Origin of the sequence: Streptomyces sp. NPDC102270 (assembly GCF_044766405.1) — a bacterium.
Taxonomy (GTDB): domain Bacteria; phylum Actinomycetota; class Actinomycetes; order Streptomycetales; family Streptomycetaceae; genus Streptomyces.
The window spans coordinates 17,915-33,295 of sequence record NZ_JBIWLX010000008.1; the positions used below are offsets into that span (position 1 = coordinate 17,915).

Below are 15,381 nucleotides of genomic sequence, written 5' to 3' on the forward strand. Positions count from 1 at the left end.
GGGCGCGGTTCTTTTTCAACGGGGTCGAAATGCTTGACAGATCTGGGGTTCGGCGAGGTGGGATACGGGACCCCTCGTCAGGACGGGGTGGCGATACCGGTCTCCGGCTCGTCGCCGCCCGGATCCTGTGACGGCTCCTGGAGCTGCTCGCGCACGTAGTCCCAGATCACCGCGATCAGCGCGGAGACCGGTACCGCGAGCAGACTCCCCACGATTCCGGCGAGGTTGCCGCCCAACGTCACCGTCAGCAGGACCACCGCCGCGTGCAGGCCGAGCCCCCGGCTCTGGATCATGGGCTGGAACACATTGCCCTCGAGCTGCTGCACCACCACGATGATGGCCAGCACGATCAGCGCGTCCGTCAGGCCGTTGGAGACCAGCGCGATGAGAACCGCGACGAAACCGGCGAAGAAGGCACCGATGATCGGCACGAACGCGGAGACGAAGGTCAGCACCGCCAGCGGGAGCACCAGCGGTACCCCCAGGATCCACAGACCCAGGCCGATCAGGACGGCGTCGATCAGGCCGACGGCCGCCTGGGAACGCACGAAGGAACCCAGCGTGTCCCAGCCGCGCGCGGCCACGGTCGGGACGTCTGTGGAGAGCCGGCCGGGCAGCTGACGGGCGAGCCACGGCAGGAACCGCGGGCCGTCCTTGAGGAAGAAGAACATCAAGAACAGCGCCAGTACGGCGGTGACCAGGCCGTTCACCACGGTGCTCACGCCCGTGACGACTGCGCCGACCATGCTGCCGAGACCGTCCTGCGCTCGGGAGACCGCGGAGTCGAAGGCCTTGTCGATCTGGGCGTCACCGATGTTCAACGGCGGCCCGGCGGCCCACTCGCGCACCTTCTGGACGCCGTCGACCACCCCGTCGGTCAACTGGCCGGACTGGGACGCCACCGGCACCGCGATCAGTGCCACGATCCCTGCGGCGACCAGCAGAAACAGCACGGTCACCGTCGACGCGGCCAAAGCGGGCTTCCACCCGCGGCGCAGCAGGAAGCGGGTCGGCGGCCAGGTCAGCGTGGTCAGCAGCAGACCGATCACGAGCGGCCACACCACCGACCACATCCGGCCCAGCACCCACAGGCTCACCGCGATCATCAGCAATATGAGCAGCAGCTCCGCGGAGGCCCGCGCCGACGTGCGCAGCGCTGCGCGGGTTCTCGTAGAACTCAAGTTCGCAGTCACGGAGGCACCCTATGGGTACTCATGTCACACCGGCACCATGGCTGCGTCAGCGGTTGTCAGCGGTCGGCCGTGGAATCGCCCGGCACCCTCGCGCGTTGAGGGGGAGTGGGCAGGGGATGCCGGCGGTCGGCCGGCCGAGCGGCCCGAGCGAGCAGATATGGGAGGACAGCGATGGCTGCGCAGACACAGAGGGCCGTGCTGGCGGGCGGATGCTTCTGGGGCATGGAGGAGCTGATCCGCCGGCTTCCGGGTGTCACGGCGACCCGGGTGGGATACACCGGCGGTGACGTGCCGAACGCCACGTACCGCAACCACGGCACGCACGCGGAGGCCATCGAGATCCTCTTCGACCCCGAGCAGACCGACTACCGCACGCTCCTGGAGTTCTTCTTCCAGATCCACGACCCGAGCACCAAGAACCGCCAGGGCAACGACATCGGCCTCAGCTACCGCTCGGCGATCTACTACGTGGACGACGAGCAGAAGCGGATCGCCGAGGACACGATCGCGGACGTCGACGCCTCCGGTCTGTGGCCGGGCAAGGTCGTCACCGAGGTGGAGCCGGTGGGCCCCTTCTGGGAGGCCGAGCCCGAGCACCAGGACTACCTCCAGCGCTACCCGGACGGTTACACCTGCCACTTCCCGCGGCCGGGATGGCGGCTGCCCGCGCGCGCGGAGGGCTGACCGGAGGCGGCCCGCAGGCCGGCTCGGCCGCGGGGACATCCGTCACTGCGCCTCGCGCAGCCGAAGAAGATACGTCGCGGTCAGCGCGACGGCACGGTCCCCGTCGTACGACAGCTCCACGAGGGCGCGTACCGCCGTAGCGCCCGGGATGTCCGCCAGCGCCTGGGTCAGCCGGGCGCGGGCGGGCTCCTCGGTGGCCTCGTGGGAGAGGCGGTCGACGAGCCCGGTGGCGATCCGGTCCGCGGTCGCGGTGTCGCTCGCCAGCACGCTCAGCGCGTCGGCCGCGTCGGTGTCGTTCGGCCCCGCCACGATCATGTCGATGAGCGCGGGAACGGCATCGGCCACGCCACGTGTCCCGAGTGCCAGTGCCGCCTGGCCGCGGACCAGGGCATCGGGGTCCGCGAGAGCCTCCCGCAGCCCGGCGGTGGACTCCTCGCCAGGGATCTCGGCCAGGGACCGGGCGGCACGCTCCCGTACCGCGGCCGACGGTGAGCCGAGGCCCTCCACCAGCAGCGCCGTGCCGCCGTCGCCGGATCGTGCCAGCGCCCATCGAAGGGCTCCGGCAACGTTCGCATCGCTCTCCCCGAGAACCGCCTCGACCAGGGCCTCCACCGGCACGCGGATCTCGTCGACCGAGGACAGGGCGGCACGCTGACGGGCGGCGGCGCTCTTCGACCCCAGCGCCCGAAGCATCACGACGACCTTGAGCACGTCCTCCCAGCCGGCGGGTTCCGCGGCATCGATCCGGCGCAACCGCGTGAGCAACTCGCTCTCGGCCGCGATGCGTTCGCGCGTCTGCCGGATGAGGTCGTCGACGAGCACCGAGGGCGTGAAGCCGGGATCGTCGAGCGCGCGTCCGATCTCGCGCAGCGACAGTCCCAGCGATCTGAGGCTCTCGATGTGGAAGATCCGGCGGATGTCGTCGCCTGAGTACTCCCGGTAGCCGGAACCCGTACGACCCGAAGGGCGCAGCAGGCCGAGCGACTCGTAGTGCCTGAGCATGCGGGCACTGACCCCGGACCGTCGCGCCACCTCACCGATCAGCACGCCCTGTCATCCCTTCTCGCTGTCCCCGCCGAGCGCCACTGCGCGCTTCGCCTCCTCGATCGCGAACTCGAACCCGGCATCAGGGTCGCGCAGCAGCCGTTCCGTGGCGAACGCGTGTGTCCGCACACGCCGGTCGGAGGCCGTTGCGGCCGCACGCAGAACCGGCAGCACGACCTCACCCAGCGCGACCAGCGCCCTGCTGAGACTCAGCTGCGTCTCCCGCTCGCCACGGCCCAACTGCGTCGCCAGTACGACGGCCAATGCGGACTCCTCGCCTTCCGGCACCAGCACGACCGCGGTCCGCCACGCGCTGCGCGCCACCTCGTCGTCACGGTCGGACAGGAGCCCCCTCGTGATCGCCGGCCACGCCCGCCGGTCCCCGATCTTGGACAGCGTGTGCAACGCCTGACTCCGCGCCTGCGCACGCTCCGAGCCGACTTCCCGCAGCAGCGCGGGGAGCGTCACGGACACGGGGTGGCGGGTGAGGGCCCAGGTGAGCATGTCCCGGACGAAGAACTCGGGCTCGACCGCGCACCGCTCGACGAGCGTGTCGACGAACCGCGGATCCGGCGCCGTCCCGACCGCCAGCGCCGCCCGCAGCCGCACGGACGAACGACGGTCCTCCAGCCCCTGGAGCGCCCGCACCGCTTCCTGCCCCTGTTCCGTCATGGCCACCGAGACCACCTCCTCGACAAGCAGTGAAGGCCTTGTCACGGTGTCAAGGTCAATCGGCCCGGGGCTCGGAGCGCGGATCACGGTGGGGCACTTATTCGCGTAGGTGAGCCAGAAGTTCGTCCTCGACGGGATAGGGGCGTTCTTCGGGCAGCAGCCGGGTGGCGGAATCCAACTCGCCGCGCTTGACCATGGCGTGGATCTCGTGGGCGAGCGGGGTCACGTCGCGGATGGCGATCGTCCACTCGTCCGCGTAGCGTCGTGAGGCCTCGCCGGAGAGGCCCAGTTGCAGGGAACGGTACGGCCGGGGCTGGAGCTGCAGATCTCGCTCCGGGTCCCACTGCACGCGAGCCGGCGCGCGCTTCAACTGACGCTGCCAGGTGGCCCGGTCGGGGTGTGTGCCGCGAGCGTAGCCCGACAGGCACGCGTTGGTCAGCGCCCACTCGAAGCCGGCACGGCTGATCTCGACCGCGAGAACGGTCTCCTGCCCCTCCTTGGTGCCCCAGCCGCAGCGGTACATCATCCACAGGAACGACGGCTTGATCCATGTCATCCTGTCGCGCTTCCACGCGGCGGGGAAACGGCCCTCCTGGACGGCGGGCAGGCCGATTTCCGGGGAGTACGCCTGGTAGACGGTGATCGTGGATTCCGAGTAGGCCGCACGGATCCTGTGTTGCGGTTCTTCCATGGCGTACAGCGTGGAGTGGGCCGGTCCACTCGGCCACTGATTTACGACTCGGCCTTGGCCACACCGATCGGGCAAGAGACACCCGTCCCGCCGATCCCGCAGTAACCCCCCGGATTCTTGTCCAGGTACTGCTGGTGGTAGCCCTCCGCCGGGTAGAAGATCCGGCCCTGTGCGGGGAGGATCTCCGTCGAAATCGTGCCGTGGCCCGAGGCTGTGAGGACCTTCTGGTAGGCGGCGCGGGAGGCCTCGGCCACCGCTGCCTGCTCGGGGGTGTGGGTGTGGATCGCCGAGCGGTACTGGGTGCCGACGTCGTTGCCCTGGCGGAAGCCCTGGGTCGGGTCGTGGGACTCCCAGAAGGTCTTCAGGAGGCGCTCGTACGAGATGAGGGCGGGGTCGAAGACCACGCGGACCGCCTCGGTGTGGCCGGTCAGGCCCGAGCAGACCTCCTCGTACATGGGGTTCTCGGTGTGGCCGCCCTGGTAGCCGACCAGCGTCGTCCACACTCCCACCGGAAGCTTCCAGAACGTGCGCTCGGCGCCCCAGAAGCAGCCCAGGCCGAAGTCGGCGATCCCGTAGCCCTCGGGGTAGGGGCCGAGCAGCGGGGTGCCGAGGACGGTGTGCCGGTCGGGGACCGTGTACGCCGGCTCGGAGCGGCCCTTCAGCGCCTGCTCGCGGGTGGGCAGGACGGGCGTACGGCCGAACAGCATGGCGGGGGCTCCTTCGTTCGTGCGCGTCACACAGGGATGTCCGACCGGGAACGTTTCCGTGCCGGGCCGCATTCCGACAAGCCCGCCGTCGGTCCGAAGCTGCCGCGTCCGCCGGATCACCCCGGTACCGCCACGACGGCGCGGTCACTGCGTCAGCGTCGCCGGACTCCCGCCGTTCGCCTCGTATCCCGCCACCGCCAGCGCCCGGTATATCGCGAACTCCGCGGACGGGTCGGCGGACAGGGTCCAGGGCAGGGCGCCGACGTGGCCGTCGATGTGGACCAACTGGTTCATGGCCTCCGCCCAGCGTTCACCGCGGACCAGGAAGAAGACCAGCAGGTGGCGGACATGGGCCAGCATCGGGTCGTCGGCGCGGGCGGAGTGGACGGCGTGCAGCGCGCCGTGGATCGCCTTGGTCACGACCTCGCTCTGGTAGAAACCGCTGACCAGATTGACCTCGGGCAGATGCTCGAAGACCGCGAACAACGGCATCGCGGCGAGCAGCGAGCCGTGCGGGGCGCGGGCGGCCGCCGCCTCCGCGAAGCTGTACGCCAGCTCCCGCGAGCCGTGCCACTTCTCGCACCAGTAGTGCAGCGCGGCCAGATGCGCCCCCATGTGGGCCGGCGCGCGGTCCAGGATCTTCAGCCACAGCTGCTCGAACTCTCCCTGGGAATAGGCCAGTCCGCGCGCGACGGAGAGCTCGACGAGGTACGGGACCGGATCGCCGGGAGCCAGCAGTGCCGCCTCGCCGCAGGCCGTCTTCGCCTCTTCCATGATGATCCGGAAGTCGTCCGTGCCCGGGGTCGACGTCCGCCACGCCTGCTGCACCAGGAACTCCGCGTGCACGGCCGCGCCGCCCGCGTCCTTGGGCTGCTCGGCCCGCCACACCCGCAGCCACTGCCCGCCCGGCGCCTCGCTGACCCCGCCCGGCCGCTGCCGCAGCTCCAGCGAGGCGGCCCCGGCGAAGGCCTGCACGCGCTGCCAGCGCAGCTCGCCCTCCCGTTCGGTGCCGGCGAGGAGTTGGGAGGCGGCCTTGTAGTCCTGCGTGCGCTGCACCAGGTCCAGGACGTCCAGCAGATCCTGGTCGGGGCCGGGCATGCGGATGTCCAGCTCCTCCTGCCGTACGAAGCCGTAGTCCGCCGGGTCCGCGGCGTCCGGGTGGCCGGCCGGGACCTGCTCGATGCCGCCCCGCCCGCGCCGCAGGAACGGAAGCAGCACGAAGCCCAGCAGGACCGCCGCCATCAGGACCCAGAGAATCTCCATGCCCCAAGAGTTCCAGACGCCGCCGACAATTGCCCAACCCGGTCGGCGCCCTGTGGAAAACTCCACGGACCTGCCCGGACACCCTGGGGAAAACTCTCCGCGACCAGGCCGGACGCCTGGGGAAAACCCTGCCGTACGGCCGTGCGGAGCCCGCCGTCCGTCATCGGTGCTCCGGGCGGACTACCCTCGGAGCCCATGAGCGACAGGCACATCAGTCAGCACTTCGAGACCCTCGCGATCCACGCGGGCAACACCGCGGACCCCCTCACCGGCGCGGTGGTCCCGCCGATCTACCAGGTCTCGACCTACAAGCAGGACGGCGTGGGCGGTCTGCGCGGCGGCTACGAGTACAGCCGCAGCGCCAACCCGACCCGTACCGCCCTGGAGGAGAACCTCGCCGCCCTCGAAGGCGGCCGCCGGGGTCTCGCGTTCGCGTCCGGACTGGCGGCCGAGGACTGCCTGCTGCGTACGCTGCTCAGCCCCGGCGACCACGTGGTCATCCCCAACGACGCGTACGGTGGCACGTTCCGCCTCTTCGCCAAGGTCGTCGCCCGCTGGGGCGTCGAGTGGTCGGTCGCCGACACCAGCGACCCGGCCGCCGTACGGGCCGCGATCACCCCGAAGACCAAGGCCGTGTGGGTGGAGACCCCCTCCAACCCGCTGCTCGGCATCACCGACATCGCCGCCATCGCCCAGGTCTCCCGGGACGCGGGCGCAAAGCTCGTCGTCGACAACACCTTCGCGACGCCCTACCTCCAGCAGCCGCTGGCGCTCGGCGCCGATGTCGTCGTGCACTCCCTGACCAAGTACATGGGCGGCCACTCCGATGTCGTGGGCGGCGCGCTGGTCTGCGCCGACGAGGCGCTCGGCGAGGAGCTGGCCTACCACCAGAACGCGATGGGCGCGGTAGCCGGGCCCTTCGACTCCTGGCTGGTGCTGCGCGGCGCCAAGACGCTGTCGGTGCGCATGGACCGGCACAGCGAGAACGCCACGAAGGTCGCCGACATGCTGACCCGGCACGCGCGCGTGACGCAGGTGCTCTACCCGGGCCTGGAGGAACACCCCGGCCACGAGGTCGCGGCCAAGCAGATGCGGTCCTTCGGCGGCATGGTCTCCTTCCGGGTCGAGGGCGGCGAGGAGGCGGCCGTCGAGGTCTGCAACCGCGCCAGGATCTTCACGCTGGGGGAGTCCCTGGGCGGCGTCGAGTCGCTGATCGAGCACCCTGGCCGGATGACGCACGCGTCCGTGGCGGGCTCGGCCCTCGAGGTGCCCGCCGACCTCGTACGCCTCTCGGTGGGCATCGAGAACGTCGACGACCTGCTGGACGACCTCCAGCAGGCGCTGGCCAAGTAGGCGCGTCTCACCAGCCCGTCATCGGTGGAGTCGTCGTGGACGGCGGCTCCACCCAGGGGCGCGCGGTCAGCGCCCACACCACGAACGCCACACTGGCGGCCAGCAGCAGAAGCCACATGATCCGGCGCGCCGCTGATCTGCGCCGCAGCATGCGCGACCCCCGCCGCACGGCGTCCCCGTACAGGTCCGCCGGCACCTGTGGCGTCCCGCGCTCCATGAGCTGCCGTACGGCGGCCTCGCGCTGGGTCCGGTTCACGGGCACCTCCCGGGCCAGGACGTCCGTCTCATGACGCCGCCACCTTCGTCCCCACCACCGCCGGTGCGGGCCCACGCGGTGGGTGCAGCAGCGTCGCCGTCGCCCGGTCGCAGATCGTGCGGACGCGCTCCGCAGGCAGGCCGAGCAGGGCCGCCGCCTGTTCCTCGGCCACGCCCTCGTAGAGGCGCAACACCAGGACCAGCCGCTCCTGGGGAGCCAGCCGGGACAACGGGCTGGAGGGGTGCGTGCGGCCGCCGAGCAGAACGCCGTGGCGGCGCCACGCCCCGTGTGCGAAGCGCAGGGCGAGATACTGGCGGGCCCGGTCGTAGGGGTCCTCGCCGCGCAGCCGGTCCCAGCACGCGTACGTGTGGGCGAGCGCCAGCGTCAGCAGACGTCGTGCGCGCGGGTTGTCGTGCGGCGACTCCGCCGTCAGGAGCGTCGCGGTGTGCAGCAGCCGCCCGGCCGCGCCCGCCACGAACGCCTCGAACTCCCGGGCCCGACGCGTGCTCTGGACCACCTGCCGTTGCCGCACCGCACCTCCCCGCCTGCGGGTGGGCGTACGACGGCTTCGTACGACCACGAGGACCCGGTCTTGAGGGACCCGGTCTCATATGAGGCCCGGCGCGGCCGTCCGGTCAAGAGGCGGGGCGCTACACACACGCGCGCGCGTGCCTCACGCGTGCCTAGGAGGACTGCGCCTCCGGTCCCGGAACGCCCTGGGCCGCCATCCGGGAGGACAGCGCGGTGTTGAAGCGCGTGAGGAGCGTGCAGAACGCCTCGCGCTCCTCCGGCGCCCAGTCGTGTGTCAGCTCGGCCATCAACTGACGTCGGGAGGAGCGCACTTCCTCCAGCCGGGACTGCCCGCGCGGGGACAGCTGGAGGACCACCGCGCGTCCGTCCTCGGGGTGCGAGGTGCGCTTGACCAGGCCGGTGTCGACGAGCGGCGCCACCTGCCGGGTGACCGTCGACGAGTCGATGCCCATGCTCGCCGCGAGCGCCTTGACGCCCATCGGACCTTCCTTGTCGAGCCGGTTGAGCAGCAGGTACGCGGCGCGGTCCATGGAGTTGCGCACCTGCCCCACCCCGCCGAGCCGGGTCTGTTCGGCACGACGGGCGAAGACCGCCACCTCGTGCTGCAGGGTGTCGAGAAGACCGGTGTCACCGACGGTCGTCATGTCCATCGACATTCCAGGTGTTGTGGGCATGGCCGGAGGCTCACTTCATGAAGGGGCAGCTGAATTGGGGGACAGAGTACGCGGCCGGGAGGCAGGCCGTACCAGCGCTGCGCAAACCCGTCTCGGACGTTGGTCACAGCGCGAACAGGCGCGTGTGAACTGCGAGACTTGAGTCATGGACTACCGCAAGGCCCACCCCGTGCCGCCGGTGACGCTCGACGACGTGCGCGGCGCGCAGAAGATGCTGTCGGGCGTGGCGCGGACGACCGCGATGGAGGGCAGCCGCCATCTGAGCCGGCTGGCGGGCGCGCCGGTGCACTTCAAGTGCGAGAACCTCCAGCGGACGGGGTCGTTCAAACTCCGCGGCGCCTACGTCCGGATCGCCGGACTGCTGCCCGAGGAGCGGGCCGCGGGCGTCGTGGCCGCGAGCGCCGGGAACCACGCGCAGGGCGTCGCGCTGGCGTCCACGCTGCTCGGTGTGAGCTCCACGGTGTTCATGCCCAAGGGCGCCCCGCTGCCGAAGATCAGCGCCACCCGGCACTACGGCGCCGAGGTGCGCCTGCACGGTCAGGTGGTCGACGAGACCATGGCGGCCGCGCAGGAGTACGCGGCCGAGACGGGCGCGGTGTTCATCCACCCCTTCGACCACCCGGACGTCATCGCCGGGCAGGGCACGGTCGGCCTGGAGATCCTGGAGCAGTGCCCGGAGGTGCGCACGATCGTCCTCGGGATCGGCGGCGGCGGACTCGCGGCCGGGGTCGCGATCGCGGTGAAGGCGCTCAGGCCCGACGTGCGGATCGTCGGCGTGCAGGCGGCGGGCGCGGCGGCGTATCCGCCCTCACTGGCGGCCGGGCACCCGGTGTCGATCGAGAACCCGGCGACGATGGCCGACGGCATGAAGGTGGGGCGGCCCGGGGACGTGCCGTTCGGGATCGTGGGCGAACTCGTGGACGAGGTCCGCACGGTGACCGAGGACGAGCTGTCCGCCGCGCTGCTGCTGTGTCTGGAGCGGGCCAAGCTGGTCGTCGAGCCCGCCGGGGCGAGCCCGGTCGCCGCCCTGCTGAGCGACCCCGGCGCCTTCGAGGGGCCGGTCGTCGCCGTGCTGTCCGGCGGCAACGTCGACCCGGTGCTGCTGCAGCGGGTCCTGCGGCACGGCATGTCCGCGCAGGGCCGCTACCTGGCCGTCCGGCTGCGGCTGACGGACCGGCCCGGAGCCCTCGCGACGCTTCTCGGGGTGTTGTCAGTGGTCGACGCTAATGTCCTGGACGTGAGCCACGTCCGGACCGATCCACGGCTCGGGCTCGCGGAGGCGGAGGTCGAGCTGCACCTGGAGACGAAGGGCCCCGAGCACTGCGCCGAGGTCGGCCGAGCTCTGCGCGAGTCGGGCTACACGGTCATCGACTGAGGTCGTCGACTGAGGTCGGGACCCCTTCACGCCCCCTTCAGGACACCCGATTCACCCTTTCGGGCAAGTCCATTGAGAGACGCGATACATCGCGTTATGGTGTGTCTCGTGTCAGCGCTCAGACCGCCCGCGGAAGAAAAAGAACGGGCGTAGGAAACCGCACAAACCTAGGCTTTCCCAAGAATCCCCGACGACGTGGAGACTGATATGCCAGGCGCCATCTATGCCGAAGGCCTGGTCAAGACCTTCGGAGACGTAAAGGCTCTGGACGGCGTCGACCTCGATGTCCCGGAAGGCACCGTCCTGGGCCTCCTCGGACCGAACGGCGCAGGCAAGACGACGGCCGTCCGCTGTCTGACGACCCTGCTCAAGCCCGACCGCGGCTCGGCGGTCGTCGCCGGCATCGACGTCCTCAAGCACCCCGACGACGTACGACGCTCCATCGGACTCTCCGGCCAGTTCGCGGCGGTCGACGAATACCTCACCGGCCGCGAGAACCTCCAGATGGTCGGCCAGCTCTACCAGATGAAGGCCAAGCACGCGAAGGCCCGCGCGACCGAACTGCTGGAGCAGTTCGACCTCGCCGACGCGGCCGACCGCCCCACCAAGACCTACTCCGGCGGTATGCGCCGCCGCCTCGACCTCGCGGCCGCCCTGGTGGTCTCACCGCCCGTCATGTTCATGGACGAGCCGACGACCGGCCTCGACCCGCGCAACCGCCAACTGCTGTGGGAGGTCATCAAACAGCTGGTCTCCGGGGGGACGACCCTGCTGCTGACCACCCAGTACCTGGAGGAGGCCGACCACCTCGCCCACGAGATCGCCGTCGTCGACCACGGCCATGTCATCGCCACCGGCACCTCCGACCAGCTCAAGGCCCGCACCGGCGGCGAGCGCGTCGAGGTCGTCGTGCACGAGCGCGAGCACATCCAGACCGCCTCGGAGATCCTGCGCGGCTTCGGCAAGGGCGAGACCACGGTCGAGGACCACATGCGCAAGCTCACCGTGCCCGTCACCGGCGGCGCCAAGCTGCTCGCCGAGGTCATCCGCGAGCTCGACACCCGGGGCATCGAGATAGACGACATCGGCCTGCGCAGGCCCACCCTCGACGACGTCTTCCTGTCGCTGACGGGACACGCGGCCGAGGTCAAGGACGAGGCGAGCGACAAGGAGACCGCCAAGTGAGCATGATGAACGACTCCCTGGTCATCGCCCGGCGGAACTTGATCCGCATGACCCGGATCCCCGAGATGATTCTCTTCGGGCTGATCCAGCCCATCATGTTCGTGGTCCTCTTCACGTACGTCTTCGGCGGCTCGATGAAGATCGGCGACAGCACCGACCCGGACGTCTACAAGAACTTCCTGATGGCCGGCATCTTCGCGCAGACCGTCACGTTCGCGACCGCGGGCGCCGGCGCGGGCATCGCCGACGACATGCACAAGGGCCTCATCGACCGCTTCCGCTCGCTGCCGATGGCGCGCGGCGCGGTACTGACCGGCCGTACCGTCGCCGACCTCGTCCAGACCGCCCTGACCCTGCTGGTCCTGGCGTTGGTCGCCCTGGTCGTCGGTTGGCGTCCCGGCTCCGTGGACCCGACCAACCTCGGCAAGATCCTCGGCGGCTTCGGCCTGCTCCTCCTCCTTGGGTACGCCTTCACCTGGATCGGGGCCCTGATCGGTCTGTCCGTGCGGACCCCGGAGGCGGCCACCTCCGGAGGACTGATCTGGCTCTTCCCGGTGACGTTCATCTCGAACGCCTTCGTGGACTCCGGCCAGATGACCCCGTGGCTGCGTCACATCGCCGAGTGGAACCCGTTCAGCGCCACGGTGCAGGCCTGCCGTCAGCTCTTCGGCGACCCCGGTCTGTCCCAGTCCGACGCCTGGCCCATGCAGCACCCGGTCTGGGCCTCGCTGATCTACTCGGCCCTGATCATCGCCCTGTTCAGAACCCTCGCGGTCCGCAAGTACCGCTCGGCCACCGCATGACAAAGCCCCCGGCGCCGCCAGGGCGCCGGGGGCCCGTCCAAGGCAGACGGCCGACCGGGGTCAGCCGTTGTAGGGCTCGGCCTTGAGGATGGTCACGGAGGCCTTCTTGCCGTTCGGCAGTTCGTACTCCGCGTTCTCACCGACCTTGTGGCCGATCACGCCGGAGCCCAGCGGGGACTGCGGCGAGTAGGTCTCGACGTCCGCGCTCGCATACTCGCGCGAGGCGAGCAGGAAGGTCATGGTGTCGTCCTCGTCACCGTCGAAGGCGATCGTCACGACCATCCCGGGCGCCACGGTGCCGTCCGCGGACGCCGGGGCCTCGCCGACCTTGGCCTTCTCCAGGAGCTGGGTCAGCTGCCGGATGCGGAGCTCCTGCTTGCCCTGCTCTTCCTTGGCTGCGTGATACCCGCCGTTCTCGCGCAGGTCGCCCTCCTCGCGCGCTGCCGCGATCTTCGCGGTGACTTCCTCGCGCGCGGGACCAGACAGGTACGCCAGCTCTTCCTTGAGCTTGGTGTACGCCTCCTGCGTAAGCCAGGTGACGTCTTCGCTGGTCTGGGTCACAGGTGCTCCTCGTAGGTACTGGGAATACAAAGCATCGCCCTACTCAGAAGAATGTTCCTTCGCGGATGGGCGAAACCACGAGCCTAACAATTCAGGAGCCGAAGGGGGAGGACATAAGCCATCAGAAATACGTCGACGCAGGTCAGCACCCAGGTATCGAGGGTGACGTCAGTCGGCGTGACAGCCCAGCAGCTCGGCCGTGGTGCCCGGGGCCGTCGTACGGAGCGTGACGACCTTGTCGATGCGGGTGGCGTCACCGTCGAAACGGAAGTCGGCCCGGCCCACCTCGGTGCCGTCCGCCGCCTGGGAGCGGACCGTGCAGTAGCCGGAGGTGCCGGAGTCCTTGCGGACCTCCAGATGCACCTGGACCGCGGAGTTCGTCGCGTCGAAGGCGATCACCTCGCCGCTGATCCTGTTCTGGCCGACGTAGTGGTACGCGAAGTAACCGATCAACGCGAGCAGCAGGGCTCCGAGCACGGCACCGGCGATCTTGAGCTTGCGGTCGGCACGCGCGTCCGAGGAGCGGCCGTAGCGACCCTCGGGCAGCCGTGTGCTCGCCGTACTCATGATCGTCTCCCTGGAAACCGGGCCGCGGAATTAATCGCCCCCCGATTCGGTCACTATAGAAGCCGCCGTTCGCACCCGAAGACACCGGGGGCGCTGACTTACGAGGATTGAGTCTTGACTGACCAGCTGCGACTGATGGCCGTGCACGCCCACCCCGACGACGAGTCGAGCAAGGGCGCGGCCACCATGGCGAAGTACGTGTCCGAGGGGGTGGACGTGCTGGTCGTGACCTGCACGGGTGGGGAGCGCGGCTCCATCCTCAACCCGAAGCTCCAGGGCGACACGTACATCGAGGAGCACATCCACGAGGTACGCAAGAAGGAGATGGACGAGGCCCGCGAGATCCTCGGCGTCCGGCAGGAGTGGCTCGGCTTCGTCGACTCCGGACTGCCCGAGGGCGACCCGCTGCCGCCGCTGCCCGAGGGCTGCTTCGCCCTGGAGGACGTCGACAAGGCGGCCGGTGAGCTGGTGAAGCAGATCCGCGCCTTCCGTCCCCAGGTGATCACCACCTACGACGAGAACGGCGGCTACCCGCACCCCGACCACATCATGACCCACAAGATCTCGATGGTGGCGTTCGAGGGCGCGGCGGACACCGAGAAGTTCCCCGAGTCCGAGTTCGGCCCGGCGTACCAGCCGCTCAAGCTCTACTACAACCAGGGCTTCAACCGTCCTCGCACCGAGGCGCTGCACCACGCGCTGATCGAGCGCGGCATGGAGTCGCCGTACGGAGACTGGCTCAAGCGCTGGGACGAGTCGCCGATGCGCGACCGCACCCTGACCACGCACATCCCGTGCGCGGAGTTCTTCGAGATCCGCGACAAGGCCCTGATCGCGCACGCCACCCAGATCGACCCCGACGGCGGTTGGTTCCGGGTGCCGATGGAGATCCAGAAGGAGGTCTGGCCGACGGAGGAGTACGAGCTCGCGAAGTCCCTCGTCGATACCTCCCTCCCCGAGGACGACCTCTTTGCGGGCATCCGCGACAATGCCTGACATGAGCGCAAGCGCAAGCCTGGCAATGACGCACCTCGTGACCTTCGCCAAGGAGGTCGACGAGGACAAGGTCACCCCCGGCGTCCTCGGCTTCATCGTCTTCGCGGCGATGGCCCTGGCGGTGTGGGCCCTGATGAAGTCCATGAGCAAGCACATGAACAAGGTCGACTTCAAGGAGTCCCCGGACGAGGCCTCCGCCAAGGAGACCGCCGAGAGCCCGTCCGGCAAGGCCTCACCGGCCAAGGGCTGACCCACGCGGCAACGACGGGAGGGGACGACCGAGGCCCCTCCCGTTATCGGCCGTGCCCGGCCCGGCGACAGCAGTCGATGGCCGTCGAGGGTCTGTGCGAGGCGGTGTACGACGGGTGTGGTGCGCGTATGCCCTCGGGGCGTGGTTGCGGGGGCCAGGGCCGGTCCGGTACCGGCCCCCGCAGGGCAGACCCACCGTGCGGCTCAGCCTCGCGCCGGGCCCGGAGGGCAGACCCACCGTGCGGCTCCCCCCCCGCCGGGCCCGCAGGACCCACCCTGCGCCTCAGCCCCGCGCCGGGCCCGGAGGGCAGACCCACCGTGCGCCTGCCCCCCGCCGGGCCCGCAGGACCCACCCTGCGCCTCAGCCCCGCGCCGGCCCTCGCAGGGCAGACCCACCGTGCGGCTCAGCCTCGCGCCGGGCCCGGAGGGCAGACCCACCGTGCGCCTGCCCCCCGCCGGGCCCGCAGGACCCACCCTGCGGCTCAGCCCCGCGCCGGCCCTCGCAGGGCAGACCCACCGTGCGGCTCAGCCTCGCGCCGGGCCCGGGGGGCAGACCCACCGTGCGGCTCAGCCCCGC

Annotated in this window: 18 protein-coding genes; 7 read left to right on the forward strand and 11 right to left on the reverse strand. The window is 70.3% G+C overall.

What is annotated here, in order from left to right:
- Positions 1 to 77 precede the first annotated feature (77 nt).
- Positions 78 to 1,193 (reverse strand): AI-2E family transporter, encoded by a 1,116-nt coding sequence (locus ACIRP7_RS17430; protein ID WP_403659640.1) that lies wholly within the window; start codon positions 1,191 to 1,193, stop codon positions 78 to 80.
- Positions 1,194 to 1,364: 171 nt separating this feature from the next.
- Between ACIRP7_RS17430 and msrA (ACIRP7_RS17435) the strand changes: the two genes are divergently transcribed.
- A complete protein-coding gene (gene msrA, locus ACIRP7_RS17435; RefSeq protein WP_007384349.1) occupies positions 1,365 to 1,877 on the forward strand; it encodes a peptide-methionine (S)-S-oxide reductase MsrA in 513 nt (170 codons plus the stop codon).
- Positions 1,878 to 1,919: 42 nt separating this feature from the next.
- Here the strand turns inward: msrA (ACIRP7_RS17435) and ACIRP7_RS17440 are convergent, their stop codons facing one another.
- From ACIRP7_RS17440 to ACIRP7_RS17460, 5 genes are all read right to left on the reverse strand, one after another.
- Positions 1,920 to 2,924, reverse strand: coding sequence for a MerR family transcriptional regulator (locus ACIRP7_RS17440; RefSeq protein WP_403659644.1), 1,005 nt, complete (start codon positions 2,922 to 2,924; stop codon positions 1,920 to 1,922).
- A gap of 6 nt (positions 2,925 to 2,930) precedes the next feature.
- On the reverse strand, positions 2,931 to 3,593 hold the full coding sequence (locus ACIRP7_RS17445; protein ID WP_403660659.1) for a HEAT repeat domain-containing protein: 663 nt from the start codon (positions 3,591 to 3,593) through the stop codon (positions 2,931 to 2,933).
- Between the two features lie 97 nt (positions 3,594 to 3,690).
- On the reverse strand, positions 3,691 to 4,284 hold the full coding sequence (locus ACIRP7_RS17450) for a DUF4291 domain-containing protein (RefSeq protein WP_403659647.1): 594 nt from the start codon (positions 4,282 to 4,284) through the stop codon (positions 3,691 to 3,693).
- Between the two features lie 41 nt (positions 4,285 to 4,325).
- The gene (gene msrA / locus ACIRP7_RS17455) at positions 4,326 to 4,991 is read right to left on the reverse strand and encodes a peptide-methionine (S)-S-oxide reductase MsrA (protein ID WP_403660662.1); all 666 of its coding nucleotides are present in this window, start codon (positions 4,989 to 4,991) and stop codon (positions 4,326 to 4,328) included.
- 144 nt (positions 4,992 to 5,135) lie between these two features.
- Positions 5,136 to 6,254 (reverse strand): hypothetical protein, encoded by a 1,119-nt coding sequence (locus ACIRP7_RS17460; RefSeq protein ID WP_403659650.1) that lies wholly within the window; start codon positions 6,252 to 6,254, stop codon positions 5,136 to 5,138.
- A gap of 195 nt (positions 6,255 to 6,449) precedes the next feature.
- On the opposite strand from ACIRP7_RS17460, the gene ACIRP7_RS17465 reads away from it, so the two are divergent.
- Positions 6,450 to 7,607: a cystathionine gamma-synthase gene (locus tag ACIRP7_RS17465; RefSeq protein ID WP_403659653.1), complete on the forward strand. Its 1,158-nt coding sequence runs from the start codon at positions 6,450 to 6,452 to the stop codon at positions 7,605 to 7,607.
- Positions 7,608 to 7,614: 7 nt separating this feature from the next.
- On the opposite strand, the gene ACIRP7_RS17470 is transcribed toward ACIRP7_RS17465, so the two are convergent.
- The 3 genes from ACIRP7_RS17470 to ACIRP7_RS17480 form a co-directional block, all read right to left on the reverse strand.
- Positions 7,615 to 7,863: a hypothetical protein gene (locus ACIRP7_RS17470; RefSeq protein ID WP_403659655.1), complete on the reverse strand. Its 249-nt coding sequence runs from the start codon at positions 7,861 to 7,863 to the stop codon at positions 7,615 to 7,617.
- 28 nt (positions 7,864 to 7,891) lie between these two features.
- Positions 7,892 to 8,395: a sigma factor-like helix-turn-helix DNA-binding protein gene (locus ACIRP7_RS17475; RefSeq protein ID WP_403659658.1), complete on the reverse strand. Its 504-nt coding sequence runs from the start codon at positions 8,393 to 8,395 to the stop codon at positions 7,892 to 7,894.
- A gap of 151 nt (positions 8,396 to 8,546) precedes the next feature.
- The gene (locus tag ACIRP7_RS17480) at positions 8,547 to 9,050 is read right to left on the reverse strand and encodes a MarR family winged helix-turn-helix transcriptional regulator (RefSeq protein ID WP_209440215.1); all 504 of its coding nucleotides are present in this window, start codon (positions 9,048 to 9,050) and stop codon (positions 8,547 to 8,549) included.
- Between the two features lie 163 nt (positions 9,051 to 9,213).
- On the opposite strand from ACIRP7_RS17480, the gene ilvA reads away from it, so the two are divergent.
- The 3 genes from ilvA (at position 9,214) to ACIRP7_RS17495 (ending at position 12,431) form a co-directional block, all read left to right on the forward strand.
- Positions 9,214 to 10,443 (forward strand): threonine ammonia-lyase, encoded by a 1,230-nt coding sequence (gene ilvA, locus ACIRP7_RS17485; protein WP_403659661.1) that lies wholly within the window; start codon positions 9,214 to 9,216, stop codon positions 10,441 to 10,443.
- Positions 10,444 to 10,650: 207 nt separating this feature from the next.
- Positions 10,651 to 11,628, forward strand: coding sequence for an ATP-binding cassette domain-containing protein (locus ACIRP7_RS17490; RefSeq protein WP_403659664.1), 978 nt, complete (start codon positions 10,651 to 10,653; stop codon positions 11,626 to 11,628).
- A 5-nt stretch (positions 11,629 to 11,633) separates the two neighbouring features.
- Positions 11,634 to 12,431, forward strand: coding sequence for an ABC transporter permease (locus tag ACIRP7_RS17495; RefSeq protein WP_403660666.1), 798 nt, complete (start codon positions 11,634 to 11,636; stop codon positions 12,429 to 12,431).
- A 60-nt stretch (positions 12,432 to 12,491) separates the two neighbouring features.
- Here ACIRP7_RS17495 and greA read toward each other — a convergent pair whose 3' ends face one another.
- Both greA and ACIRP7_RS17505 read right to left on the reverse strand, forming a co-directional pair.
- Entirely contained in the window at positions 12,492 to 12,992 is a 501-nt protein-coding gene (greA, locus tag ACIRP7_RS17500) for a transcription elongation factor GreA (protein ID WP_403659667.1), read from the reverse strand.
- A 168-nt stretch (positions 12,993 to 13,160) separates the two neighbouring features.
- Complete coding sequence (locus ACIRP7_RS17505) at positions 13,161 to 13,559, reverse strand: DUF4307 domain-containing protein (RefSeq protein ID WP_403659670.1); 399 nt, start codon at positions 13,557 to 13,559, stop codon at positions 13,161 to 13,163.
- 135 nt (positions 13,560 to 13,694) lie between these two features.
- Here ACIRP7_RS17505 and mca point away from each other — a divergent pair, with 135 nt between their 5' ends.
- The gene (mca, locus tag ACIRP7_RS17510; RefSeq protein ID WP_352389259.1) at positions 13,695 to 14,555 is read left to right on the forward strand and encodes a mycothiol conjugate amidase Mca; all 861 of its coding nucleotides are present in this window, start codon (positions 13,695 to 13,697) and stop codon (positions 14,553 to 14,555) included.
- Positions 14,548 to 14,805, forward strand: coding sequence for a hypothetical protein (locus ACIRP7_RS17515; RefSeq protein WP_403659673.1), 258 nt, complete (start codon positions 14,548 to 14,550; stop codon positions 14,803 to 14,805). Before mca ends, ACIRP7_RS17515 begins: the two co-directional genes overlap by 8 nt.
- Positions 14,806 to 15,381 lie beyond the last annotated feature (576 nt).